Raw genomic sequence first — 25,182 nt, forward strand, 5'->3', positions numbered from 1 at the left:
CACCCCTGGGTCGCATCGAGGCCTGCGCTGACTAGGCGGTCAGTGCCAGCACTGATCACCGGATGCGTCGTTCCGGTGGACAATGCGAACCATGAGCCGCAGGTTCTGGCCTATCTGGCTTGCGACCGCCTTGTGCGTCGCCGCCGGCCTGGTCCTTGCCCTGTGCTCGCTCCGGCCGGCTGGGGACGGGTGGCTGAGCGCGCTCTACCTGCTGGGGCTGGTACCACTCGCGCTCGGCTGGCTGATCGCAGTACGGGCTCCGGGTGGCCCGATAGGGGCGGCACTGGCCTGGCTGGCCGCGTCGCTGCTCGTAGTACCGGCTGTGGATGCTTGGGGGAGGACACCTTGGCCAGCAGCGGACCTGATGGCGGCACTGGGGGTAGTGGCGTGGCCGTGGCAGCTGACTGGCTTCCTGGCGTTGCTGCTGGTCTTCCCTGACGGCCTGCTCCCCGGCCGCCGCTGGAAGCTGATTGCGGCAGGTGTGCCCGTGTCTGCACTAGTAGTCGGCGTAGCGATGACCGTGACCATGGACTACGCCGAGCCGAGGTACTTCACGGCGCCTGTACTCGTGCCAGAGCCCGTCTGGATGCCGCTGATGATCAGCGCCCTGGGACTGCTGCTGGTGGTGGTCGTGGCCTGCGGCGCCAGTGTCGTACTGCGCTACCGCCGGGGTGGTGAGCGTACGCGGCAACAGCTGCGCTGGTTGATCCTGGCCGCGGGGACCGTGGTGATCCTGATGGTGGCGAGCTGGATCGTCACCTCCCTCGAGCTGGCCGGCCCGGAGGCGTACTCGGCCTTCCTGCTCGGGATTCTGGTACTGGTCCCGGCCGCTGTCGCGATCGCCGTACTGCGCCATGACCTCTTCGAGATCGACCGGCTCCTCAGCGACTCTGTCGCCTGGTTTCTGACGACTCTGATCGCGGCGGCGCTGCTCACTCTCGGAGTCGTGCTCACCGGCTATCTGGCTGGCCGGGATTCAGTGATCGGCCTGACCGGTTCGGTGTTTCTGGTCGCGCTGCTCGTCTTTCCTTTGCACAGAAGGGTTCACCACGCGGTCAGGCGGGTGCTCGACCGGGACCACACCTTCCTGATCGAGCAGATCTCGTTGTTCGTCGAACAGGTCCGCGAGGGAACTGCCGAGCCCGAAGAGATCGAGACCGTACTCCGGGTGGCGGCTCGCGATCCGGAGCTGACTCTGCTGTTGTCCGACCCAGCTGGGACCGGCCTGGTCGACCTGACCGGCGCCGTTCGGACGCTGCCGCCGGACAAGGTCCAGGTGCCGCTGCGGACGGCGAGTACGGAGATCGGGGTCATCCTGGTCGATCCTGGCTCGATGCGTCGGCTGCGGCGGGTGAAGCTGGCCGCGTCCGCAGCTCGCTTGCCGATCGAGGTCAGCCGGCTCCGGATCGGGCTACGTCGCGCGCTGACCGACGTCGCTGAGAGCCGGAGTCGGTTGGTGTCGGCAACCATTGACGAGCGGCAACGGCTGGAACGGGATCTGCATGACGGCGCGCAGCAACAGCTCGTTGCCATCGGCATGCAGTTGCGCGCCGCGCAGTACCGGCTGGGAGTTGGTGACCCGGTTGCGGGTGATCTCGAGTTGGCGGTCGAGCGGCTCGAGGCGACTGTCGCCGAGCTTCGCCGCTTGGCGCACGGAGTACGGCCGGCAAGTCTGGATGATGGTTTGCCCGCGGCGCTGGCTCGGCTTGGGGCGGAGTGCCCGCTCCCGGTTGACTTCGAGGTCGAGGATGCGGCGAGTTCGGAGGTCGTCACGGTGACCGCGTACTTCGTGGTCGCGGAGGCGATGGCCAACACGCTCAAACACGCGCGTGCGTCTCGTATCGGCATCAACGTCGAACGTCAGGGCGACGGGTTGCGGGTGACTGTGCGGGACGATGGGGTCGGTGGGGTTCCGGTTGATAGTGGCCTCACCGCGCTCCGCGACCGCGTCGGCTCGGTTGGCGGCCGGCTCACCGTGACCTGCGGACCTTCCGGCGGTACGACGATCGAGGCGGTGCTGCCGTGCGCGTCGTGATCGCGGAGGACTCGGCGTTGTTCCGTGAAGGGCTTGCCGGGCTCCTGGCCACGGCCGGCCACGAGATCGTGGCGTCGCTGGCCAGTGCGGAAGGGCTGGTGGAGGCGGTCGTCGAACACCGGCCGGCGGTGGCCGTGATCGACGTACGGATGCCGCCGCGGATGACTGACGACGGCGCGGATGCTGCTCGGGAGATTCGGCTGCTTCGCCCCGATCAGCCGATCCTGCTGCTGTCGCAGCACCTGGAGACGCGGCACTCCGTGCAGCTCGTATCTACCGGTGCTTTCGGCTACCTGCTGAAGGATCGCGTACTGCGGGTCGAGGACTTCCTGGATGCGCTTTCACGGGTTGCGGCGGGCGGTTCCGCACTGGACCCTGCTGTCGTCTCCGCCTTGCTCGCTCCCCGGCGGTCGGAGCTGGAACCCTTGTCACCCAGGGAGTTGGAGGTGCTCGGACTGGTTGCCGAGGGCCACTCGAACGCCGCTATCGCGGGCCGGTTGTTCGTCACCGACCGTACGGTGGAGAGCCATCTGCGGTCGATCTTCCAGAAACTGTCCCTCGACGAGTCGTCGGCGACGCATCGCCGGGTGCACGCCGTGCTGACCTACCTGCGAAACAGTGGCTAGGCGGTTGTTGGTCGGGAAACAGCGGCTAGTCGCTCGAGGCGTACTGCTGCGATGCCGCGGTAGGCGGAGCGCAGTAGTGCCGCCAGCGGGCCGCTGTGCTCGAACGAGTGCGTGACCATGTCCCGGTCGATCAGCCAGACGCCCTGCTCGCGGAAACCGGGCACCTGCCAGGTCATCTCGATCCGCTCGGGGGAGATCGTCGTGTACTCGAGCCAGCCGGTCAGGCCGGGTCGCACGCGGAGCCGGTAGCGCTGGCCGACTACTGGTGTCTTCGGGCCGTCGATGCTGAGGAAGGCCTCGTTCCAGGACGGCAGGTCGAGTGGGGCCAGCAGTGCGGTGGCGGGTGAGCCGCTGATCTGCAGAGTTGCTTGTTCCATGGGGATTCACTCCTTCTCGGCGGCGCGTCGGCGGGCTAGCGCTTCTCCTGCGGGGAAGGCGCCGGCGAGTACGCGCAGGGTGGTGAGGGTCTCGGTCACCGGGTGTCCGGTGACGAGTTGAGCGATGGTGTCGTGCAGGTGCTCTTCGACGGTGGCGACGCGCTTGCTGAGCGCTTTGCCTTCTGGGGTGAGGCTCAGAGCGAGGTACCGGCGGTCGTTGGGGTCTTGGTCGCGCTGGACCAGGCCCTGGGCGACCAGGCGATCGACTAGGCGGCTGGGGCTGTTGCCGGTCTCGCAGACGAGCAGTCCGCCGAGTGCGTTGAGGGTGAGGGGGCCGTGGTCGCGCAGTACTCGTAGTACCTCGCCTTGGGACGGGGTAACTCCGAGTGGCCGGAGCTCTGCGGCCAGGAGTCGGTTGCCCTCTCGCTGGATGGCCAGGATCAGGTATCTCAGCTCTTCGGCGACCTTCATGATCAATAGATTACACGACATGTATGTCATGTCAACTGTTCTGTTCGTGGAGGTGGGAGTTCATGCTGAGTGCACTCGCGGGTCGGTGTGCGGTCATGGCCAAGCCGACATCGGTGCTGGCACAGTGGGGCCATGAAGGGACTCATGCAGGACTACCAGCTGTCCTTGGACACCATCTTCCGCCGGGCGGAGGAGTTCTTCCCGGACAAGACCGTCCATACCGGCGGCCCAGCGCCCACCACGACGACGTACGCGGAATGGGCGGCGCGGACCAGACGGCTGGGCGGCGTGCTCGACACGTTGGGCATCAGCGCGGACGGCCGGGTCGGGACGTTCGCGTGGAACTCGGGGCGCCACCTCGAGCTGTACTTCGCGGCGCCGTGTACCGGGCGAGTCCTGCACACGCTCAACATCCGGCTCTTTCCCGAGCAGGTCATCTACATCGCGAACCACGCCGAGGACGAGGTCGTCTTCGTCGACCGCTCGTTGCTCGGGCTCTTCCTGCCGCTGCTCGATCGATTGCCACTCGTGCGGCACGTCGTGGTGATGGACGATCTGCCGGCCGGTGCTCCTGGTGTCGAGGTGCCGGACGATGCGCGCTTCCACGACTACGAGGAGTTGCTCGCGGCCGCGTCGCCGGTCGACTTCCACGTCGAGGACGAGAACCAGGCTGCCGCGATGTGTTACACGAGCGGGACGACGGGCAACCCGAAGGGCGTCGTGTACTCGCACCGGTCGACCTGGCTGCACTCGATCGGCGTGCTCACCAACGCCGGGATCGGGCTGCACGAGACCGACACAGTGATGCCGGTGGTGCCGATGTTCCACGCGAACGCCTGGGGTCTCGCGCACGCCGCACCAATGGCGGGGGCGAGCCTTGTCTTCCCAGGGCCGGACATGTCACCGCAGGGGATTCTCAAACTCCTGCAGGAGCAGGAGGTCACGCTGACGGCCGGCGTCCCGACGATCTGGCAAGGCCTGTTGCCGTTGCTGGATGGGGTGGAGTTGCCGAAGCTGCGCCGGATTCCGTGTGGTGGTTCGGCCGTGCCGCTTGCGTTGTCCGAGGCCTTCCGAGAGAAGCTGGGCAAGCCGATCCTGCAGGCGTGGGGGATGACAGAGACGAGCCCGGTGGCTACTGCGGCGCATGTCCCGCTGCGTGACCAGGGTCTGCCCGAGGAGGAGCAGGCCAAACTGCGCGCCCGGCAAGGGCTGCCGCTGCCTGGTGTCGAGGTCCGCATCGTCGAGCCCGGCTCCACCACACCGTTGCCCTGGGATGACGAGGCAACGGGCGAGCTGCAGGTGCGGGGGCCGTGGATCGCGGCGGAGTACTACCGCCCTGACGACGGCGTTGAGCTGAACACCGAAGACGGCTGGATGAAGACGGGCGACGTCGCCGCGATCGACCAGTACGGCTCGGTGCGCCTCGTCGACCGGACCAAGGACCTGGTGAAGTCCGGCGGCGAGTGGATCAGCTCAGTAGAACTGGAAAACCTCCTGATGGCCCACCCCGCCATCAAGGAAGCCGCCGTCATCGGAATCCCCCATCCCAAGTGGGACGAACGCCCGCTGGCCTGCGTAGTACTGCAAGAGGGTTCGTCGGTCACCTCGGAAGAAATCCTCGCCTACCTAGAACCCCAGGTAGCCAAGTGGTGGCTCCCCGACGCAGTCGAATTCATCGAAGAGGTCCCGAAGACGAGCGTCGGCAAATTCTCCAAGAAAGACCTCAGAACCCGCTTCGCCGACTACCACCTCGGTTAAGCCCCCACCACCCTCCCGGCGCCCAGCGTGCCGGGCGGTCCACGTGCTCAGTCGGGCGCCGCGAACCAGCGCAAGTAGTCGTCATCCACTTCCGGCAGATAGGAGACCCGCTTCTCCGGCCAGACTGCTCCGCGCGCGTACGTTCGGAGGGCCGGACGTCGGTCGACAAGGGCACCTGCGACGTCGTCGAGCATTGCGCCGACGCTGCTCCACCAGGGCGCCGAGGCCGGGCCACCTTCGGCGTACCACTCCCACACACACCCGCGCTGGTGACCGTCCCGCAAGTCGACGTACAGCAGTCCGGCGTCCGCCGCCTCAGCGATCGGCAGAAAGCTGTCCAACCAGTCCATCGACGACCGCCCGGCTGGTTCGCTTTCGCCTGGCCGAGGTCCGGAGCCGAAGATATTACGCTGGATCTCCCGCAGCATCTGCTGGGCTTTCAGCATGTGCATGGCCGGGACGAGGTTGTAAAGCGTCGGGATCAGCGACCCCCGGACCGATCGATGCTCCGTGCCGTTGGCAAGCTCGAGTAGCTCAACCAGGTCAGCCGGCAGTGGTCGATTGATCGCGGCTTCGAGGTAGCGAAGATCGACTGCCGTTGCAGGTGGGTTGACCAGGGCGGCCGTGGCTGGGTGGTGGGCGTCAAGCCAGACGGTGATCCGGGACCAGGACGTGGCGACAGACATGCGTCCTGTCAGATCCGGTTCGCGGAGGTCGAGAGACGGACTGCCAGCGGGCGGTTGACCGCGAACGCATCCTTCGGCCCTGGCATGCCGCGCAGTCTAACCCCGGTCGACCTGTCCGGCACGCCGAAGGGCCCGGATCGCTTACAGGGGAAGGGTTCTGCGCCAGTCGAGGTAGGTGACGAGGATGGCGTCGGCTCTTAGGCGGGTGAGGCTGCGGTCGTGGAGTTGGGAGATGCGGCGGTTGAGTTCGGCGCCGACTCGTTCGGGGCGGCCGTCGGGTGAGGAGTGCATCTCGTCCAGTGCGGCGCGGATGATCGTCATCGGGAAGTCGCCTTCGCGCAGCAGGCGCACAAGGTGTGCGTCGCGGGCGGCGGCGACGTCGAACACGCGGTAGCCGGTGGCTCGTTCGCGGGAAGGGCTGATGAGGCCTGCCTGTTCCCAGAAGCGCAGTGTCGAGGTGGGAACGCCCAGGAGGGCCGCGAGCCGTCCGATCCGCAAGGCCGTGCCCTGTCGCGCCAGCTGGTCGAGCGCGGCCGCCATGCGCGGATCTGCGTCGAGTGGGTGGGTGACGACGACTTCGAATGCGTGCAGGGCCTGCTGGATGCGTTCGCGTTCGCGGTCGAGTTGGGCGTGAGCGCGATCGATACAGGCCACTGCTGTCTTGAGGTCGTCACGGTGCACGGCCGCCATGATCGTGACGGCGTCGTCCCAGCCGTACGCCGTGACCAGCGCCCGGGCAGGGACCAAGGCTCGACGGTGTGCCTCCCCGAACTCCCGGTACCCCGCGGCGGAGCGGCCGGCCGTCGGTAGCAGTCCAGCCTGCTCGTAGTTGCGCACCTGCTGGACCGAGATCCCAGCCTCCCGGGCGAGCACGATTCCTCGCATAACCCTTGATGCGCCAGTTGAGGGTTTGCGCATGGCAAGAATCCTCCTTCAGGCGGAAAACGCTCAAACCATACCTCAAAGATAGACTTTAAGCATGGAGATTCCGCCCGGGCCAGAGCCCGCTATTGCCGTGGACGACCTGTCGATGACGTACCGCGTCCCGCTCCGGGACGCCGGACTGATCGCTGCGGCCCGCGCGGTTGTCCGGCGGCAGTACCGCGACGTCAACGCCGTCCAGAACGTCAGCTTTCAGATCACGGCCGGACAAGTCGTCGGCTTCCTCGGCCGCAACGGAGCCGGGAAGACGACCACGATGAAGATCCTGGCCGGCATCCTGCATCCGACCGGCGGCCGAGTTCGCGTCCTCGGGCACACCCCTTGGCGACGGCACCACCAGTATCTGCGCGAGATCGCACTCATCCGCGGCAGTCAGCCGATCGGCGACGCGCCGGAACTCACCGTGCTGGACTCGTTCCGCTACCAGCAGGTCCTTTACCGCATCGCCGAATCCGAGTTCCGGAACAACCTGGCCGAGTTGAGCGCACTCCTCGACCTCGACAGCATCCTCCAGCGGCAGGTACGCGCACTCAGCCTCGGTGAGCGGATGCGGGCCGGCCTGGCGCTTGCGCTGGTCTACCGCCCGAAAGTCCTGTTTCTCGACGAACCGACCATCGGGCTCGACACCTCGGCGGCGAAAGCGGTCCGAACCTTCATCGCCGAGTACTCCGCCCAGACCGGCGCCACTGTCCTGCTGACCAGCCACTCCATGGCCGATGTGGAATCGCTGTGCCCACGGCTGATCCTGGTCGACGGCGGCGCTATTGCCTTCGACGGCCGTCGCGACGAACTCCGCTCGGTCTTCGCCCCGACCAAACTGATCCGAGTCACCGTCACAGCTGACGACTCAGATCTGACCCGGTACGGCGACGTCCTGCAGCGCGAGGGGAACCAGTGGCTGTTGCGGGTGGACCGAGCCGCTGCGCCGGCAACGACGGCCCGGATTCTGGCCGGCTTCGAGGTTGCCGACCTGTCCGTCGAGGAACCGTCGCTGGACAGCGTGATGGATCAGGCCTACCAACGCCTTCGACGTACGAAGAGCGCCGTCTCGTGAGCCGGATCGTGCGGCTGGTGCGGCTCGAGATGTGGCGCCAGGTCATCGGTTGGTCGGGCGCCTGGTGGTTCCTGCTCACGTTGGTCATCGGCCAGGCCGTAGCGCCGCTGCTCGGCCTCGTCGTCTGGCTCCAGGTCCCCGGTGCCGGCGACAGGGTCGGCAGCTACTACCTCGCCGTGATCTGCGTGGCACTGATGACGGCCTCCTTCGAGAACCACACGTTCGCGCAGTCGATCTACAACGGTTCCGTCGCTGCCGCACTCCTGCGGCCTCAGCCGCCGGTCATCGGCCCGCTCGGGGAGAACCTGGCAGTTCGGCTCTGGATGTTCCTGCTCGGAGTACCCCTGATCGTGCTGGTCGGACTGTCGGTCGGAGGGAGCTTCTCGCCGCTCGCGATCATGGTGGCGCTGCCGGCTCTCGCCCTGGCGGCGTCGCTACGTTTCCTGTTCGTCTGGACGCTGGCGATGGCCGCGTTCTGGACCGAGCGAGTCCACGCCGTCGTGGCCTTCGGCGGCGTACTGATCGTCCTGCTGGGTGGTTCCGCAGCACCGAATGCGATGCTCCCCGATCCGCTTCGGGTCATTGCCCAGCTCCTCCCGTTCCGGTCGATGCTCGGCTTCCCCGCCGAACTCGCGGCCGGCACGTTGACGCCCGCTGAAACAGCGGCGGGCTACGCGATCGCGCTGCTGTGGACAGCGGCGCTGGGCGGTTGCGCCGTCGGTGCCTGGCGACTCGGCATCCGGCGCTACACCACCGTGGGGGCCTGATGAGACTCCTGAGTACGGCGTTCTCGCTGTCGCTGCGACGAGCCTTGGCCTACCGGGTCAATCTGTTTTTCGACGCCCTCCTGGCGATGGTGGAGCTGACCGCATCGATCGCGACCATCGGCATCGTCTTCACCCAGACAGGCCTCCTGGCGGGCTGGTCCCAAGGACAGATGCTGACTCTGGTCGGCACCTACGCGCTCATCACCGGCCTTCGAGCGACCTTTCTCGACCCCAGCCTCGCTGACCTCTCCCAACAAATCAGAGACGGCCGGCTCGACGTCTTCCTACTCCAACCAGCAAGCACGGTGCTGCTCGCAACCAGCACCCGCCACGCACCCCTGGCTCTCGTGCAGAGCATTCTTGGCATCGGAGTGATCGGCCTCGGGCTGCGCGAGCTGGCCATCGTCCCGTCACCTTTGGCGGTGGGCGGCTGGATCCTGCTCACTGGGATCGGCCTGGTGATCGGCTGGGCAACGTCGGTCGCGCTCGCATCGCTGGCGTTCTGGGCTCCTCGGCTCAACCTCGGGGTCCTGCACGGGGCCGCCTGGGAACTCGGCCGGTACCCGGTCGACATCTACAGCCGCTGGCTTCAGCGGCTACTGACTTTTGCGTTTCCGGTCGCAGCAATCACCACCTGGCCCGCCCAGACCCTCACCCGTGGGTCGGACCTCAGCATCCTGGTCGCAGCCGTCCTGCTCGGGGCCGGGTTCACGCTGGGGACCATGCTGCTGTGGCGGACCGGCGTACGGCGCTACACCGGTGCCACCTCGTAGGTACACAGCGGCAGGCTGGTGCGCTCGGTATCGTGGCGGGATGCGCGGGATCATCCTGGCCGGTGGGGACGGGACCCGGCTGCATCCGTTGACCTTGGGTGCCAGCAAGCAGTTGTTGCCGGTGTACGACAAGCCGATGATCTACTACCCGTTGTCGACGCTGATCCTGGCGAACATCCGCGAGGTCCTGGTGATCACCCGGCCCGAGGACACCGCGCAGTTCCGGCGGTTGCTCGGGGACGGTTCGCAGTTCGGGATGGAGATCTCGTACGCCGAACAGTCGAGCCCCGACGGTCTTGCCCAGGCGTTCCTGATCGGGGAGTCGTTCATCGGGTCGGAGCCGGTCGCGCTGGCTCTTGGCGACAACATCTTCTACGGGCCGGGACTCGGTCTGCACCTGCAACGGTTCAACGAGGTCGACGGCGGGGTCATCTTCGCCTATCGGGTCGCCGACCCCTCGGCGTACGGGGTGGTCGAGTTCGATGCCGACGGACGGGCGCTGAGTATCGAGGAAAAGCCGGAGCGGCCGAAGAGTAGGTACGCAGTACCGGGGCTTTATTTCTATTCCAGTGATGTCGTCGCGATTGCCAAGGAAATCAGGCCATCGGCGCGGGGTGAGCTGGAGATCACCGCCGTCAACGCGAGTTATCTGCAGGACAAACGGCTCCAGGTGGAGGTGCTGCCGCGCGGTACGGCGTGGCTCGACACCGGGACCTTCGACGCGTTGATGGCGGCCGGCGAGTTCGTCCGCGCGGTCGAAACGCGGCAGGGTCAGAAGATCAGCTGCCCGGAGGAGATCGCCTGGCGCCGAGGCTACATCGACGACGCCGGCCTCCAACGATGCGCCGATGCCTTGCCCAAATCCGGCTACGGCGCCTACTTGCTGGGGCTCTTGGAAGAAGGCCTGCGCTGAACGACCGACCTGGACACCAGTGCGATTCTCGCAATCCCGAACAGCCAGGGAACGGGGAGAGCGAAACCGATCCAGAAGACGGCCTCCAGCGGCAGCAGTCCAAGGTTCAGCACCGCACCGGCCTTGCGGCCACGCCACAGCAGCCAACCCGACCAGACCACAACCAGCACAAGGCCGGCATAGGTCAGTAGTAGGGCGATCACACGGCCGTCACTCAGCCGGGAGGACCAGGGGCCGGCGTACATGTCGAACAGACCCCACAGCGAAGGGAGTCTGCCCTTCTCGGCGAGGAAGATCACGACAGGCACAGCCGGGACCCCGAACATGGCGGCGTAGACCCAGGTCACCACTGCTACCGACCGAGAGCGATTCATCGAGTGGCCTCCGCCGAGACACAACAGTCTGACCATTTCTCTCGACCGTAGGGCCGTCGTACCGGCCGTGACCAGGCCGAAGGCGGTGGCGGGGAGGATTTGTCGGCGCTCGGCGCTAGGGTTGCCGTCGTGGAAGCACCCCTTGCGTTGTACCGCCGGTATCGCCCGGAGACGTTCTCCGAGGTGATCGGGCAGGACCATGTCACCGTTCCGCTGCGGAACGCGCTGAGCAACAACCGGGTCAACCACGCCTACCTGTTCTCCGGTCCGCGCGGCTGTGGCAAGACGACCAGCGCCCGGATCCTGGCCCGCGCGATCAACTGCGAGAAGGGCCCGATCGCCGAGCCGTGCGGGGTCTGCAAGTCCTGCACCGACCTGGCCCGCGGCGGTCCCGGCAGCATCGACGTGATCGAGATCGACGCCGCCTCGCACGGTGGTGTGGACGACGCGCGCGACCTGCGCGAGCGGGCCTTCTTCGCGCCGGTCGAGAGCCGCTACAAGATCTACATCATCGACGAGGCGCACATGGTCACCACGCAGGGCTTCAACGCCCTGCTGAAGCTGGTCGAGGAGCCGCCGCCGCACCTGAAGTTCATCTTCGCGACGACCGAGCCCGACAAGGTGATCGGCACGATCCGGTCGCGGACCCACCACTACCCGTTCCGGCTGGTCCCGCCGAAGGCGCTCGCCGACTACATGGCGACCCTGTGTGAGTCCGAGGGCGTCACGATCGAGCCGGCCGCGCTGCCGCTGGTGGTCCGCGCGGGCGCCGGCTCGGTGCGTGACTCGCTGAGCGTGCTCGACCAGTTGATGGGTGGTGCCGACGCCGAGGGTGTGACGTATCGCCTCGCCGTGCAGCTGCTCGGGTTCACCCCGGACTCGCTGCTCGACGCGTGCGTGGACGGGTTCGCGGCGCACGACAGCAAGGCCGTGTTCGAAACGATCGAGAAGGTCATCGAGACCGGGCAAGACCCGAAGCGCTTCGCCGAGGACCTGCTGCGTCGGCTGCGCGACCTGGTGATCCTGTCCGCAGTGCCGAACGCGGTCGCCTCCGGGCTGATCGAGGCGGCGGAGGACCAAGGCGAGCGGTTGCAGACCCAAGCGGCGGGCATCGGCCCAGCCGAACTGACCCGCGCGGCGGACATCGTCGCGGCCGGTCTACTGGAGATGCGCGGCGCGACGGCTCCCCGGCTCCAGCTGGAACTGATCTGCGCCAAGGTCCTGCTCCCCGGCGCCGACGACTCCACCAACGGCATCCAGGCCCGCCTCGACCGCATGGAACGCCGCCTGACTATTACTGGCGGAGCACCTGGTACTGCGCCAGCCGCCGCTACTGCGAACCTCGGTGGCGCGGCTGGTGGGGTTGGCCCAGCCGGTACTGCGCCTGGCGCGGGGTACCCGGATCAGCCTGCGGCGACTCAGGCTGGCCAGTCGAGCGGGCCAGTCGGACAGTCGGCCGGGCCAGCCGGACACTCGGGTGTGTCAGCCGGGCAGCCGGGGGCGCCGGGTGGGCAATCGGGCGTAACGGCCGGACTGGCTGGTGGGCAGGCAGCGTCTGGCCGGGCAGCAGCGTCTGGGCAGGCAGCGGCGGGTGGACCTGTGGGGCAGGCTGGTTCGTCGACGGCAGGTGACCCCTCGGCTGCGGCTGGTGGCTCGGGACAGTTGGGTGGTCAGGCAGGTCAGGCAGGTCAGCAGCAGGGGCGGGTGGCCGGGGGCGAGTCCGCGCCGGCGGCTGCGGCTTCGCAGGCCGGGCCGGCTCTGGTCGACAACACTGGTTCCCGGTCCGGGGCGTGGGGCGATGAGCCGACTGCGGGATCCGCGCAGGGGCGGTCGGGCGCGGCTGCTGCGAACGTGACTCCTGCAGCGCCTGCGGCAGCGCCAGCTGCCGCCTCAACCAGTTCGAACGTGTCGGCTCAGGGTGCCGGACCTGCGGTGGCCGGGACGTCGTCCGGGTCGGTCGGGCTGGTTGATGTCCGACGGTTGTGGCCGCAGATTCTCGAGGCGGTGAAGGCCAAGCGGCGGTTCGCCTGGATCATGCTCAGCCAGAACGCGCAGGTGATCGCGATCGACGAGCAGACCCTGACGCTCGGGCTCGTGAACGCCGGTGCCCGGGAGAGCTTCGCCCGATCCGGCAGCGACGAGATCCTCCGACAGGCAATGATCGACACCCTCGGCCTCAACCGCCGAGTGGAAGCGGTCGTAGACCCGTCGAGCGACCCGACCGCAACAACACCCGCGGCACCTCCAGCCAGCGCGCCGCCCTCATCATCCTGGGACGCCCCCGCCAGCTCGCCCCCCGGCAACGCGCCGGGCGGCTACCCATCGGCCGGCGGACCAGCAGACACGGCCCCAGGCGGCAGTGCGCAGGCAGGTGGCCACGCGGCAGGTGGCGTTGGCGGCGGCACCTCGGCAGGCGGTGCTGCAGGTGGCGCATCAGCAGGCGGTAGCGCGGCTGGCAGTAGCGCGGTGGGTGGACTCGGCGCATCAGCAGGCGGCGCGGCAGGTGGCGGTGGCGCGTACGGGGGCGATGCGGGAGCCTCGGCGGGCTCCGGCAGCAACGCACCGACCGACGGCCACGCGGGTCCCGGCATGGGGAATGCTTCAGGCGCGCCGAACGGAGCTGGCGTGGCGAACGCGCCCGGCACCAGCGGCTCCGGAGCGAACACCGGCGGTGCAAACCCCGGCGGGGCGAACACCGGCGGTGCAAACGCTGGCGGTGCAAACGCTGGCGGTGCAAACGCCGGCGGGGCGAATGCCGGCGATGCGAACGCGGGCGGTCCGAACGGACCTGGTGCGGGCGGCGCTGGCGCAGGCAACGGGGGTGCTGGAGCAGGGCAGGGCTCCGCCTCGGCTGCCGGTACTGCGAATGCCTCCGTCGGCGGGGGTCCGGATGGTGGCGCGGTGGCGACCGCAGTACGGGTGCCGGAGAACGCGGCGGGTCAGCTGGGAGCGGCGGGTTCGCCGGCGGTCGTAGTACGGGATGCGGGGAACGAGCAGGCGGGGTTGCAGGCGGACCAGCAAGCTGATGGACCGCCCGCGCCGGCTGCGAACCCGGCGCCGGTCACCGAGGATCGCCGCACCCAGGCGGCGAGCAAGCGCCGCGCGGCGGAGGCAGCTGTCGCGGCCGAGCAGAGCCGGCGCGCTGCCCAGGTACAGGTCGAGGAAGCCCCGCTCACCCCGGAGGAGGAGGCGGAGGCGATCGGCGACGACGACATCGTCCTCGAAGAAGACTCCCGCAGCCACACCGACCTCCTCGCCGAAACCCTCGGCGCCCAAATCATCAGCGAAGAACCCAACTGATCCCACCGCTTGTCCCCTCCGTCAGCCGCTCTGCCGATGCACCCGCCGCGCGAGCCCGCGCCGGTCGAGACGATCGCGGGCGGCGGGGAGACAGCAGGACAGATCACCGGGTAGGCGTTCGCCTTCGGCACGGCTCCCATCGTCGACCCCCGTACTCCGCTGCCGCCCGCCGCGCCGCCAACTCACCAGCGCATCTCCCGCGAGCGCTACCGCCTCGGCGGTCCGACAACCAACACGCAGCCGCCCACCGCACCACCGCATGCCCCACAAGACAGCTGGCCTGCGTGCCTGCCTGGGGATGACGCCCGATGGCCAGCCCGCAGACGGCGTCAGCGGATCATCCGCTGACGCTGACGCTGACCCGGCGTTGCGCACCGCCGTCAGACGTAGGTCAGACGCCGCATACTGATCGCCAGCCCGCCAGCCCGCCAGCCCGCCAGCCCGCCAGCCCGCCAGCCCGCCAGCCCGCCAGCCCGCCAGCCCGCCAGCCCGCCAGCCCGCCAGCCCGCCAGCCCGCCAGCCCGCCAGCCCGCCAGCCCGCCAGCCCGCCAGCCCGCCAGCCCTGCGCCGTCGCTGACCATGCCCACAGCTACGGCCGTCGTTTCCACAGGGTGTGGGGAGGAGGGTGGGCGGGGAGGTGGGGTTGTCCACAGGGTGTGGATAAAGGTGTCCACAACTTGTGGAAGGGGGTTGGGATACTTGTCGGTTTCCGGTGGGGTGGTGCCTGGCGGGGTGGGTTGTCCGAGGGACCGGCTAGGCTCGGGGAGCAAGTGGGACGGGCAAGCAGATCGGACGGGAGATCGCGGTGTTCGACGGTGGCGGTTCGCAGGGCGCTGGTGGTTTCGACATGTCCAACCTGCTGGCCCAGGCACAGGCGATGCAGAGCCAGTTGATGGAGGCTCAGGCGAACCTGGAGAGCCAGGAGATCGAGGGCAGCGCCGGCGGTGGGCTGGTGACCGCGCTTGTTTCCGGGACCGGTGAGCTGCTGAGCCTGACCATCAAGCCGCAGGCTGTGGATCCTGACGATACGGAGACGCTGGCCGATCTGATCGTGGCGGCGGTGCGGGACGCTTCGGAGAACGCCAAGCAGGTTGCGGCGAACGCGATGGGCCCGCTGGCCGGCGGTCTCGGCGGTGGTATGCCGGGTCTCGACGGGATCTTCGGTGGCGCCGAGGACGAGGACGAAACCACGAGCAAGCCGAGCATCGGCTTCGGCAAGCCAGGCGCAACCGGCACCCCCGACGCGACCGGCACCCCAGCGACGGGCACGCCTGCGACCGGCACCCCAGCGACGGGCACGCCTGCGACGGGCACGCCTGCGACGGGCACGCCTGCGACGGGCACGCCTGCGACCGGTACGCCGGATGCTCCCACGCCAGGTGCGGCCGGGTCGTCCGGTCAGAACCCGGGCTGACGTGTACGAAGGGGCCGTTCAGGACCTCATCGACGAGCTTGGCCGGCTTCCTGGAGTCGGGCCGAAGTCGGCGCAGCGCATTGCTTTTCACCTGCTCTCGGCCGACGAGACCGACGTACGCCGGCTCGCGCACGTGCTGGTGCAGGTGAAGGAGAAGGTCAAGTTCTGTGAGATCTGCGGCAACGTCTCGGAGGAGACGCAGTGCCGGATCTGCCGCGACCCGCGTCGCGACCTCGCGCTGATCTGCGTGGTCGAGGAGGCCAAGGACGTCGTGGCGATCGAGCGGACCCGCGAGTTCCGCGGCCGCTATCACGTCCTCGGCGGCGCGATCTCGCCGATCGAGGGGATCGGGCCGGACGAGCTGCGGATCAGGGAACTTATGCAGCGGCTGGCCAGCGGAGAGGTGACCGAGATTATCCTGGCCACTGATCCGAACCTGGAGGGGGAGGCGACAGCGACGTACCTGAGCCGCTTGCTGCGGCCCATGGGGTTGCGCGTCACCCGTTTGGCTAGTGGACTTCCAGTAGGCGGTGATCTCGAGTACGCCGACGAGGTCACACTCGGACGGGCGTTTGAAGGGCGACGATCGATCGATGACTGAATCAACCGATAGTGCTGGCCCAGTGGATATCGCCGAGCGGGCGCTGGGGACGGACTCCGAGGATCTGCTCGAGTTCGCCGAACAGATCGCCGATCAGGTGCGCAGCTTCCTGATCTCCGTGCGGGACATCGCCGCGCAACCCGACGAGGACGGTGTCGACGAGGGTCTCGCCTCGCTGCCGTACCTGCTGCTCGAGGTGAGCCAGCTGCTGCTGGCCGGCGGGCGGCTGGGCGCGTTCGAGGACTTCGTCCCCGAGGAGCGGTTCGAGAGCGACGCGGGTCCGGATCCGGATCTCGACGCGATGCGCGACCGGCTGGCGATCCTGTTCGAGGGTCTCGACGAGTACGCCGAGGTGTTCGACCCGTACGCCGCGCCGCCGGAGATCACCGTCAACCGGCTCTCCGACGACCTGACGGCGATCGCGACCGACCTGGTGCACGGACTCGCGCACTACGAAGAGGGCCGGGTCATCGAGGCGCTCTGGTGGTGGCAGTTCTCCTACGTCTCCACCTGGGGCGCCGCGGCGAGCGCCGTACTGCGGGCAATCCAGTCGCTGATCGCCCACGACCGCCTGGAGCCGGCCCACGACCCCGAAACCGAGGCCACGGACCGCGAACTGGTCGAGGTCGCCGAAGAAGTGGTTCAGCGGCGCTGACAGGCGGTTATCCACAGGGGCTTGACGAGGCTGAGCGGATCTTCGCCGGGAGCGGTTGACTGGTGATGTGTCTGTTTACGAAGTCATCGCTCGGCTGCCCGGTATCGGCGAGGTACGGAGGACTAGCCGCGCTCTCGCGATGCTGGACGCTGTGTTGAGTCCGGAGCCGGAGTACCGGTACTACAGCTTCCATCGACGCCGGGCGACCAGCCAAGAGGTGGCGCGGATGGTGAGTGGGGCGGGGGACCAGTACTTGATCGTCTTCTCGGCCGGCGGCGCGGTCGCTCTGGGTTTCGATCACGCGTCGCCGATCTCGCACTGGAACAACCCGGACAAGAAGACGTGGCCCGGATTGTTCATCGGGCTGCCCGATGAGCTGGCGGTGGCCCTGGACGAGCCGGCCTTCCGCGACCACGACGGCAGCTTGGCCGTCACGGTGTGCTTCTGGCGCACTCCGGCCGACGACCGCTGGCGCTGCGGTCCCGTCAAAGGCGCTGAGAAGGATGGCGCCGACTGGATGTTCGAGCTGCTCGCGGACGGTCGGCCGGAGGCCTATCGCCGGTTCGAGGCGCATTGCTACGAGAGTGCTCTGGACATCGATGCCATCCGGCACGTCTACGCGTCGAAGCCGCTCACCGAGGAGATCGTCGCCGCGCTCAATCCGGAGCTCACGCTGGCGGATCTCCAGCGCGACGTCGCCGCGATCGGCTACCCGAGCTCCTGATCCCACTGACTGCTGCGACCTTCCGCCTGGCGGCTGACGGTGTCTGAGCCCGGTGGGCTGCTGGGGGCGGCCATCCGCGGAAGCGCTTAGATGGCTTCGTGTCTGTCTACGACGTGATCGCCACGCTGCCCGGTATCGACCAGGTTCGGCGGACCAGTCGCGCGCTGGCGATGCTTGATGCGGTACTGAGTCCTGCGCCGGAGCATCGGTACTTCGGCTTTGACGCGCGCTGGTCGGAGACCGAGGAAACGGCTCTGATGGACAACGGGTCCGGGGATCAGTACGCGATTGTGTTCTCGCCGGCGGGTGCCTTCGCGCGTGGATTCGATCACGAGTCACCGATGTCGCCGTACGCCTCCGACGACCGACGGTCCCCTTGGCCGGGGCTGTTCGACGGCGTGCCGGATGTCTTCGCTCCGCAACTGGATGAGCCTGCGTTCAAGGACGAGAACGGCGTTGCGGTGGCCACGGTGTGCTTCTGGCGTCGTGCTGGCGATGACAGTTGGCAGTGTGGACCGGTTGAGGGTGTTGAGAAGGATGGCGCCGAGCGGCTGTTCGAATTACTTGCGGATGGGCGGCCGGAGGCGTATCTGACGTTCGCGGAGGACTACTACGAGGTTGCGCTGGAGCTCGACGCGGTGCATCACGTCTATGCGCTGATGCCGCTCACCGAGGAGATCGTCACCGCGCTGAATCCCGAGGTCCTGTTGAAGAATCTCAAGGACGACATCGCCGAGATCGGCTACCCGCGACCCTGAAGCGAAGTTTTGGATCGATTGGTTCAGAATGTGTTACGGTGGGGGCATGGCGCGGCCGAGAGGGTTTGTGGAGGAGCGGGCGGTTGATGCCGCGATGCGGGCGTTCTGGGCGCACGGCTACGAAGGCACGTCGACGCAGGATCTGTGTGAGGCCACCGGGCTCGGGCGTAGCAGTATCTACAACACGTTCGCCAGTAAGCGGGAGCTGTTCGAGAAGGCGCTGGGTCGGTACATCGAGCTGAAGACTGCTGCTGCCCTGGAGTTGCTGGGTGGTGAGTTGCCGGCGCGGGAGAAGATCCGCACGGTGCTCTGGTGGGCGGTGGAGCCGGATGAGCAGGACCCGCTTGGCTGCCTGGTGGTCAACTCGATGGTCGAGCTTGCTCCGCATGAGCCGGCGATCGCCGATCGGCTGCGGCGCGACCAGGAGATTCGGCTGGCTGCACTGATTGCCGCGATCGAGGCCGGTCAGCGCGCCGGCGAGATCGCGGCGGACAAGGACGCGGAGAGCCTGGCCCGGTTCGTGGTGGCGACGATCAGCGGCCTGCGGGTGCTGGCCCGCAGCGGCGCCGACCGCGCCGCTCTCGAATCAGTTGCCACCACCGCACTGACCGCTATCTGACGACGGCCGCGCCGCACGGCCAAACACCTTCGACGGAAGGAAGCTGACTCATGCCCATTGCCATTTACGTGCTGGGCCTGGCGATCTTCGCCCAAGGCACCTCGGAGCTCATGCTCACCGGCCTGCTCCCAGAGCTGTCCCAAGATCTGGGGGTTTCCATCTCGGATGCCGGGCTCCTGATTTCGGCATTTGCGGTTGGGATGCTGGTCGGGGCTCCGGTGCTGGCAGTCGTCACGCTTCGCTGGCCGCGTCGTACTGCGCTGCTGACCTTCCTCGCGGTCTTCGCGCTCACTCATGTCGTCGGTGCGCTCGCGCCGAACTACGAAGTACTGCTCGCCACGCGTGCCGTCGGCGCCTTTGTGTACGCCGGGTTCTGGGCCGTCGCCGCAGTCACGGCAGTGGGGCTGGTCGAAGACGATCGACGCGGCAGGGCGATGAGCATCGTGGCCGGTGGACTCACTGTCGCCACCATCGTCGGATTGCCCGCAGGAACGGCCGTGGGTCAGCACCTCGGATGGCGAGCCGCCTTCTGGGGCGTCGCTTTGATGTCCACAGTCGCGATGGCCGGCATACTGGTCACAGTTCCGCGGACCACTCCAGACCGCACCCCAGCAAAGCAAATCACAGCCGAGCTCCGCGCGATGGCAAACCCGCGCCTCTGGCTGGCTTACTCCACAACCGCCTTGTCCACAGGCGCCCTGCTGGTCACCTTCAGCTACTTCGCGCCGCTACTCACCGACGTCACCGGCCTGTCGGAGGGCTGGGTCCCCGCAGTGCTCGCCCTGTACGGCGCCGGCGCCCTGATCGGCATCACGATCGGCGGCCGCACCTCCGACCGGCGTCCGTTCGCCACACTCCTCATCGGCATCAGCGGACTCATCGCCCTGTCCGTCGGAATTGCCCTGTGGGCCGATCAGCCGATCGTTGCCATCGCGCTGATCTTGCTGCTCGGCGCTTTCGGATTCGCTACCAACCCGGCCGTCAACACCCGCGTGTTCAGCCTGGCCGAAGGTGCGCCGACCCTCGCGGCGGCGGTCAACGTCTCCGCGTTCAACGTCGGCATCACCATCGCGCCCTGGCTGGGCGGAATCGCCATCGAAGCCGGCACCGGGTACGCCGCGCTGGGCTGGATCGGCGCCGCCATCGGCGCCCTCGCCCTCCTCACCGTCATATTCGCCGCCACCCGCCCGGCCGCACCCACAGCCCCAACCGCACCGCCCAAGGAAGCAGTGACCAGCTGATCAGTCCGGAAGCATCGGAACAGTAAGCCCCTGAGACCGCCCCAGCAGGTTCCCGCGCGTCACCGCATCGCACCCGAACTTGTCCCGCACCCCGTCCAGCGCGGAATCCAGCTCGTCGTTACTGGCCTTGTCGAACGGCAAGGCCAGCTGCACACTCGCCTCGTTCTCCAAGTTACCGACGGAAATACCCACCATCGTGATGCCCTGCTTCTCGATCATCGGCCGCGCCGTCGCCATCAACGACCGCGCGGTGACCAGGATCGCCCGCGTCTGACCAGTTGCCTGAGGCAACGTATGCGACCGGGTCGCCCGGCTGAAGTCGTCGAACCGCAGCCGCAACGTCACCGTCCGCCCAGCGCGCCCGGCCGACCGCATCCGCCGAGTCACCCGATCGACCAGCCCAGCCAGTACTGCGTCCAACGTCTCCGCCGATTTCGGCGACCGCCCCAGCGCCCGCTGCGACCCGATCGACCGCCGGCGCCGCCCGACCTCGATCGGCCGCGGATCCCGGTTGTGCGCCAACGCATGCAGATGCCGCCCCGACGCCCTGCCAAGCATCGCCACTAGGGCCGCCTCGGGCAGCATCGCGACATCACCAACAGTCGTCAACCCACGATTCCGCAGCTTCTCAGCGGTCACCTCACCGACGCCCCACAACCTCTCGACCGCCAGCGGATGCAAGAACTCCAGCTCCCGATCGGGCGGCACCACCAACAACCCGTCCGGCTTCGCCACCCCGCTGGCCACCTTCGCCAAAAACTTCGTCCGCGCGACCCCGACGGTGATCGGCAACCCGACCTCAGCCAGTACGGCGGCCCGCAACCGCCGGGCGATCTCGACCGGCGTACCGGAGATCTTGCGCAAGCCGCCGACGTCCAGGAAAGCCTCGTCGATCGACAGGCCCTCGACCAGGGGCGTGGTGTTCTCAAAGACGCGAAAGACCGCCTTCGAAGCCTCCGAGTACGCCGACATGCGCGGCTGGACCACGATCGCCTGTGGGCAGCGCTTGAACGCCTGGCCGCCGTTCATCGCCGTGCGGACACCGTACGCCTTCGCCTCGTAGCTGCAGGCGAGCACCACCCCGGCGCCGACGATCACAGGGCGGCCGCGCAGGCGTGGATCGTCCCGCTGCTCGACCGACGCGTAGAACGCGTCCAGGTCGGCATGCAGAATGGTCGCTTCACCGTCGGGCACGAACACATGTTCGCATACTCTCGGACGGCCCGAATAGGGAGAAATCCCGAGGCGCAACGCCGGTGTGACAGGACAGAATGCGGCTCATGGACCTGTCGGCTTACCGCGCGCTCTGGCAGACACCGGGTGTCTTCGCTCTGCTCACCTCGGCGGTGGTCGCGCGGCTCCCCGTCATCGCGGCGCTCGTACCGATGTCCTTCCTCGCCAAGGACGCCGCCGGCAACTTCGGCTGGGCCGGTGTCGTAGCGGGCGCGTACTCCGTCGGTATGACGGTCGGCGGCCCGGTCTGGTCGCGGCTGGCCGATCGCCGTGGTGCCCGGGGAGTCGTGATCGGCACCGGAGTCGCCTGGGGCGTGGCGATGGCCGTGCTCGCCCTCCTGCCGTCCGAGTCGTACCGGCTGATGCCGGTGATCTCTGGACTGGCCGGGGCGTTCGTCTCGCCGGTCGGGTCGACGCTGCGAGCTGCCTGGCCGCGCATCGTCCAGGGCTCCCGGCTGCGGGTCGCCTATGCGCTGGATGCGACAGCGGCGGAGGTGTTGTTCGCGATCGGCCCGATGCTGGGTGCTCTGATCGTCGCCTTCGCCAGCCCGCGGGTCGGAGTACTGACTGCTGCTGTCGCGGCCGGAATCTCGATCTGGTGGTTCGGTCTGCGGCAGCCTCCGGCGGTCCCGCACGACGAGTCGAAGGGTGCGCGGCTGACGGCGCCGCAGCTGCTCTGGCATCGCCATCGGTTGCCTTTGATCCTTGCGTTCGCGTTCGCTGTCACGGCGTTCGCGTCGGTCTCGCTCGGGATCGTGGCGTTCGCGGATGCGCACGGTAATCGCCTGATCGCCGGCGGGCTGGAAGCGGTCTGGGCGATCGGCAGTCTGGTCGGCGGCATCTTGGCCGGTGCTCTGCCCGGCCGCCGCAAGTCGTACGTCTGGCGGCGGGCGCTCCTCGTCTCGGCCGGCATGCTGCTCTGTGCCTTCGCCACCTGGTCGCCGGTGTCGCTCGGGTTCGCTCTGATGCTGTCAGGGTGCGGGCTGGCGCCCATGGTCGCCGCGCTGTACGAGCGGCTGGGCAGCATGACGCCGGAGTCGGTCAAGACCGAGATCTTCGGCTGGATGCAGAGTGCCGGGATGGCGGGCGGCGCTGTCGGCTCGGCCGTCGCAGGCGTGGTCGTCGAGGCCTTCGGCGTCCGCTACGTCTGGGTGATGGCCGCAGTCCTCACCCTCGCCGCAGCCGTGACCGTGCTGCGGGTCCCGCCGCACACCCCGGCCGACGAGCGGGACGCGGGACCCGTCGTACCGCAGCCAGTGGCTCAAGACGTCTGAGAAAGAAGGTCTGCGGCCGGATCGCGGCCCGGCTGGACTTCCTGCGGGCCGCCCCGCGCGCCGCCGGACGGGTGGACCAGTCGGTGGTCGGCCCGTAGGCAACGAGAAGATCACGGCTAGAATGACCCCCGAACGACTACGCCCGGTGCAGCGCCGCACGGCGTACCGCAACCAGCGCAGGACCGCTGGGGATTCAAGCAATGAGGAGACTCTGTGGGACGCGTCGTGCACAAGTACGGCGGTTCTTCGGTCGCTGACGCCGATTGCATCAAGCGCGTGGCCCAACGGATCGTCGCGACGAAGAAGGCCGGGAACGACGTCGTGGTGGTGATCTCCGCGATGGGTGACACCACCGACGAACTGATGGACCTGGCCAAGCAGGTCTCACCGCTGCCACCGCCGCGCGAGCTGGACATGCTGCTCACCTCGGGTGAGCGGATCTCCGCCGCGCTGCTGGCGATGGCGATCGCGAACCTCGGCTACGAGGCGCGCTCGTTCACCGGCTCGCAGGCCGGGGTGATCACCACCGCGGCGCACGGGAACGCCCGGATCATCGACATCACCCCGGGCCGGATCGAGGACGCGCTGGCCGAGGGCCACGTCGCGATCGTGGCCGGCTTCCAGGGCGTCGCACAGGACACCAAGGACATCACCACGATGGGCCGCGGCGCGTCCGACACCACCGCGGTCGCGCTGGCCGCGGCGCTGGAGGCGGACTACTGCGAGATCTACACCGATGTGGACGGCATCTTCACCGCGGACCCGCGGATCGTGCCGGCCGCCAAGCACATCCCGATGATCTCCTACGAGGAGATGCTCGAGATGGCCGCCTGCGGCGCGAAGGTACTGCACCTGCGCTGCGTCGAGTACGCGCGGCGCTACAACGTCCCCGTCCACGTGCGCTCCTCCTTCTCGCAGAAGGAAGGCACCTGGGTCGTCGATGCGAAGGAACTGAAGAACATGGAACAGGCGATCATCTCCGGCGTGGTCCAGGACCGCAACGAGGCCAAGATCACCGTCGTCGGGGTGCCCGACAAGCCCGGTGAGGCGGCCCGGATCTTCGAGACGGTGGCCCGCGCCGAGACCAACATCGACATGATCGTGCAGAACGTGTCGGCGGTCGCCACCAACCGGACCGACATCTCCTTCACGCTGCCCCGCGTCGACGGGGCCCGGGCGATGTCCGCGCTGGCCCGGATGAAGGACGAGGTCGGCTACGAGCAGCTGCTGTACGACGACCAGATCGGCAAGGTCTCGGTGGTCGGCGTCGGGATGCGCTCGCACCCGGGCGTGTCGGCGAAGTTCTTCTCCGCGCTGGCCGACGCCGGCGTGAACATCGAGATGATCTCGACATCCGAAATCCGGATCTCGGTGGTCGTCGACGAGAACCTGGTGGACGCGGCCGTCACAGCGGCGCACACTGCATTCGACCTGGACGACGAGCAGACCCAAGCTGTCGTGTACGGAGGAACTGGACGGTGACCCCTGTGAGCGCTTTCGATCAGACCGAAGACCGGACGGGCCTGCCGACACTGGCCGTCGTCGGCGCCACCGGCGCCGTCGGCACGGTGATGCTGACCCTGCTCTCGACCCGGGAGAACGTCTGGGGCGAGATCCGGCTGATCGCATCCGAGCGCTCCGCAGGGAAACGGCTGAAGGTCCGCGGCGAGGAGGTCGAGGTCGTCGCGATCAGCGCCGAGGCCTTCGACGGCGTCGACGTGGCGATGTTCGACGTACCGGACGAGGTGTCGCTGCACTGGGCGCCGGTCGCGGCCGCCAAGGGTGCCGTCGTGGTGGACAACTCCGGCGCCTTCCGGATGGACCCCGAGGTACCGCTGGTGGTGCCCGAGGTGAACGCCGAGGCGGCCCGCAACCGGCCGAAGGGGATCATCTCGAACCCCAACTGCACCACGCTGTCGATGATCGTCGCGATGGGCGCGCTGCACCACCGCTACGAGCTCGAGCAGCTCGTCGTCGCGTCGTACCAGGCCGCTTCGGGGGCCGGGCAGGAAGGTATCGACGCGCTGTACGACCAGCTGATGAAGGTGGCCGGCAACCGCGAGCTCGGCACCACGCCGGGTGACGTCCGCCGGGTGATCGGCAACGCGCTCGGGCCGTTCCCGGCGCCGCTGGCGATGAACGTGGTCCCGTGGGCCGGTTCGCTCAAGGACGACGGCTGGTCGTCGGAGGAGCTCAAGGTCCGCAACGAGTCGCGCAAGATCCTGAACCTGCCCGACCTGAAGGTTTCCGCGACCTGCGTCCGGGTGCCGGTGATCACCACCCACTCGCTGTCCGTGCACGCCCGCTTCAGCCAGGTGGTCGACGTCGACGAGGCCCGCGAGGTACTGCGGGACGCGCCGGGCGTGCTGGTCTTTGACAACCCGGCCGAGGCGGAGTTCCCGACCCCGGCGGACGTGGTCGGCACCGACCCGACCTGGGTCGGCCGGATCCGCCGCTCGCTGGACGACGACCAGGCGCTGGAGCTCTTCGTCTGTGGCGACAACCTGCGCAAGGGCGCGGCCCTGAACACGGCCCAGATCGCCGAGGTCGTCGCCAAGGAGTTCGCCGCCCAGCACTGAGCCCCTCA

General features: G+C 68.1%; 24 protein-coding genes. 18 read left to right on the forward strand and 6 right to left on the reverse strand.

The window, feature by feature from the left end; genetic code table 11:
- Positions 1 to 91: 91 nt before the first annotated feature.
- The gene (locus ACQPYM_RS02155) at positions 92 to 2,035 is read left to right on the forward strand and encodes a sensor histidine kinase (protein ID WP_433013893.1); all 1,944 of its coding nucleotides are present in this window, start codon (positions 92 to 94) and stop codon (positions 2,033 to 2,035) included.
- Complete coding sequence (locus tag ACQPYM_RS02160; protein WP_433013896.1) at positions 2,023 to 2,661, forward strand: response regulator transcription factor; 639 nt, start codon at positions 2,023 to 2,025, stop codon at positions 2,659 to 2,661. The genes ACQPYM_RS02155 and ACQPYM_RS02160 overlap by 13 nt, the downstream gene beginning before the upstream one ends.
- Here the strand turns inward: ACQPYM_RS02160 and ACQPYM_RS02165 are convergent.
- The gene (locus tag ACQPYM_RS02165; RefSeq protein ID WP_433013899.1) at positions 2,658 to 3,038 is read right to left on the reverse strand and encodes a hypothetical protein; all 381 of its coding nucleotides are present in this window, start codon (positions 3,036 to 3,038) and stop codon (positions 2,658 to 2,660) included. The two genes, ACQPYM_RS02160 and ACQPYM_RS02165, sit on opposite strands and share 4 nt — an antisense overlap.
- Positions 3,039 to 3,044: 6 nt before the next feature.
- Positions 3,045 to 3,509 (reverse strand): MarR family winged helix-turn-helix transcriptional regulator, encoded by a 465-nt coding sequence (locus tag ACQPYM_RS02170; protein WP_433013902.1) that lies wholly within the window; start codon positions 3,507 to 3,509, stop codon positions 3,045 to 3,047.
- A gap of 132 nt (positions 3,510 to 3,641) precedes the next feature.
- On the opposite strand from ACQPYM_RS02170, the gene ACQPYM_RS02175 reads away from it, so the two are divergent.
- Complete coding sequence (locus ACQPYM_RS02175; protein WP_433013905.1) at positions 3,642 to 5,267, forward strand: long-chain fatty acid--CoA ligase; 1,626 nt, start codon at positions 3,642 to 3,644, stop codon at positions 5,265 to 5,267.
- A gap of 47 nt (positions 5,268 to 5,314) precedes the next feature.
- On the opposite strand, the gene ACQPYM_RS02180 is transcribed toward ACQPYM_RS02175, so the two are convergent.
- Both ACQPYM_RS02180 and ACQPYM_RS02185 read right to left on the reverse strand, forming a co-directional pair.
- Complete coding sequence (locus tag ACQPYM_RS02180) at positions 5,315 to 5,953, reverse strand: SMI1/KNR4 family protein (protein WP_433013908.1); 639 nt, start codon at positions 5,951 to 5,953, stop codon at positions 5,315 to 5,317.
- Positions 5,954 to 6,094: 141 nt separating this feature from the next.
- On the reverse strand, positions 6,095 to 6,838 hold the full coding sequence (locus tag ACQPYM_RS02185) for a MerR family DNA-binding transcriptional regulator (RefSeq protein ID WP_433013911.1): 744 nt from the start codon (positions 6,836 to 6,838) through the stop codon (positions 6,095 to 6,097).
- A gap of 94 nt (positions 6,839 to 6,932) precedes the next feature.
- On the opposite strand from ACQPYM_RS02185, the gene ACQPYM_RS02190 reads away from it, so the two are divergent.
- Genes ACQPYM_RS02190 through rfbA form a run of 4 tightly spaced genes read left to right on the forward strand, consistent with a single transcriptional unit; the run spans position 6,933 to position 10,402 of the window.
- Positions 6,933 to 7,949, forward strand: coding sequence for an ABC transporter ATP-binding protein (locus ACQPYM_RS02190; protein WP_433013914.1), 1,017 nt, complete (start codon positions 6,933 to 6,935; stop codon positions 7,947 to 7,949).
- On the forward strand, positions 7,946 to 8,716 hold the full coding sequence (locus ACQPYM_RS02195) for an ABC-2 family transporter protein (protein WP_433013917.1): 771 nt from the start codon (positions 7,946 to 7,948) through the stop codon (positions 8,714 to 8,716). Before ACQPYM_RS02190 ends, ACQPYM_RS02195 begins: the two co-directional genes overlap by 4 nt.
- Positions 8,716 to 9,489: an ABC transporter permease gene (locus tag ACQPYM_RS02200; protein WP_433013920.1), complete on the forward strand. Its 774-nt coding sequence runs from the start codon at positions 8,716 to 8,718 to the stop codon at positions 9,487 to 9,489. The genes ACQPYM_RS02195 and ACQPYM_RS02200 overlap by 1 nt, the downstream gene beginning before the upstream one ends.
- Positions 9,490 to 9,529: 40 nt before the next feature.
- Positions 9,530 to 10,402, forward strand: a complete 873-nt coding sequence (gene rfbA / locus ACQPYM_RS02205) for a glucose-1-phosphate thymidylyltransferase RfbA (protein WP_433013923.1) — start codon at positions 9,530 to 9,532, stop codon at positions 10,400 to 10,402.
- Here the strand turns inward: rfbA and ACQPYM_RS02210 are convergent.
- Positions 10,366 to 10,776, reverse strand: a complete 411-nt coding sequence (locus ACQPYM_RS02210) for a hypothetical protein (RefSeq protein WP_433013925.1) — start codon at positions 10,774 to 10,776, stop codon at positions 10,366 to 10,368. The two genes, rfbA and ACQPYM_RS02210, sit on opposite strands and share 37 nt — an antisense overlap.
- 99 nt (positions 10,777 to 10,875) lie before the next feature.
- Between ACQPYM_RS02210 and ACQPYM_RS02215 the strand changes: the two genes are divergently transcribed.
- The 8 genes from ACQPYM_RS02215 (at position 10,876) to ACQPYM_RS02250 (ending at position 20,088) form a co-directional block, all read left to right on the forward strand.
- Positions 10,876 to 14,076 (forward strand): DNA polymerase III subunit gamma and tau, encoded by a 3,201-nt coding sequence (locus ACQPYM_RS02215; RefSeq protein WP_433013928.1) that lies wholly within the window; start codon positions 10,876 to 10,878, stop codon positions 14,074 to 14,076.
- 805 nt (positions 14,077 to 14,881) lie between these two features.
- Positions 14,882 to 15,490 carry a YbaB/EbfC family nucleoid-associated protein gene (locus ACQPYM_RS02220; RefSeq protein ID WP_433013931.1) on the forward strand — a complete coding sequence of 203 codons (609 nt, stop codon included), beginning with the start codon at positions 14,882 to 14,884 and terminating at the stop codon, positions 15,488 to 15,490.
- Between the two features lies 1 nt (position 15,491).
- Entirely contained in the window at positions 15,492 to 16,091 is a 600-nt protein-coding gene (gene recR / locus ACQPYM_RS02225) for a recombination mediator RecR (RefSeq protein WP_020391097.1), read from the forward strand.
- Entirely contained in the window at positions 16,084 to 16,746 is a 663-nt protein-coding gene (locus ACQPYM_RS02230; protein WP_360275716.1) for a DUF5063 domain-containing protein, read from the forward strand. The genes recR and ACQPYM_RS02230 overlap by 8 nt, the downstream gene beginning before the upstream one ends.
- 67 nt (positions 16,747 to 16,813) lie before the next feature.
- Entirely contained in the window at positions 16,814 to 17,470 is a 657-nt protein-coding gene (locus ACQPYM_RS02235) for a hypothetical protein (protein ID WP_433013936.1), read from the forward strand.
- 98 nt (positions 17,471 to 17,568) lie between these two features.
- Complete coding sequence (locus ACQPYM_RS02240; protein ID WP_433013939.1) at positions 17,569 to 18,228, forward strand: hypothetical protein; 660 nt, start codon at positions 17,569 to 17,571, stop codon at positions 18,226 to 18,228.
- A gap of 46 nt (positions 18,229 to 18,274) precedes the next feature.
- Positions 18,275 to 18,847, forward strand: coding sequence for a TetR/AcrR family transcriptional regulator (locus tag ACQPYM_RS02245; RefSeq protein ID WP_433013942.1), 573 nt, complete (start codon positions 18,275 to 18,277; stop codon positions 18,845 to 18,847).
- A gap of 50 nt (positions 18,848 to 18,897) precedes the next feature.
- The gene (locus tag ACQPYM_RS02250; RefSeq protein WP_433013945.1) at positions 18,898 to 20,088 is read left to right on the forward strand and encodes a Cmx/CmrA family chloramphenicol efflux MFS transporter; all 1,191 of its coding nucleotides are present in this window, start codon (positions 18,898 to 18,900) and stop codon (positions 20,086 to 20,088) included.
- Here the strand turns inward: ACQPYM_RS02250 and dinB are convergent, their stop codons facing one another.
- On the reverse strand, positions 20,089 to 21,282 hold the full coding sequence (dinB, locus tag ACQPYM_RS02255; protein ID WP_433013948.1) for a DNA polymerase IV: 1,194 nt from the start codon (positions 21,280 to 21,282) through the stop codon (positions 20,089 to 20,091).
- An 86-nt stretch (positions 21,283 to 21,368) separates the two neighbouring features.
- Here dinB and ACQPYM_RS02260 point away from each other — a divergent pair, with 86 nt between their 5' ends.
- The 3 genes from ACQPYM_RS02260 to ACQPYM_RS02270 all read left to right on the forward strand — a co-directional run bounded on the left by ACQPYM_RS02260 (position 21,369) and on the right by ACQPYM_RS02270 (position 25,174).
- Positions 21,369 to 22,595 carry an MFS transporter gene (locus tag ACQPYM_RS02260; protein WP_433013951.1) on the forward strand — a complete coding sequence of 409 codons (1,227 nt, stop codon included), beginning with the start codon at positions 21,369 to 21,371 and terminating at the stop codon, positions 22,593 to 22,595.
- Positions 22,596 to 22,808: 213 nt separating this feature from the next.
- A complete protein-coding gene (locus tag ACQPYM_RS02265; protein ID WP_433013954.1) occupies positions 22,809 to 24,077 on the forward strand; it encodes an aspartate kinase in 1,269 nt (422 codons plus the stop codon).
- Positions 24,074 to 25,174, forward strand: coding sequence for an aspartate-semialdehyde dehydrogenase (locus tag ACQPYM_RS02270; RefSeq protein WP_433013957.1), 1,101 nt, complete (start codon positions 24,074 to 24,076; stop codon positions 25,172 to 25,174). Before ACQPYM_RS02265 ends, ACQPYM_RS02270 begins: the two co-directional genes overlap by 4 nt.
- Positions 25,175 to 25,182: the final 8 nt, after the last annotated feature.

Source organism: Kribbella sp. CA-294648 (assembly GCF_050943845.1).
GTDB lineage: Bacteria > Actinomycetota > Actinomycetes > Propionibacteriales > Kribbellaceae > Kribbella.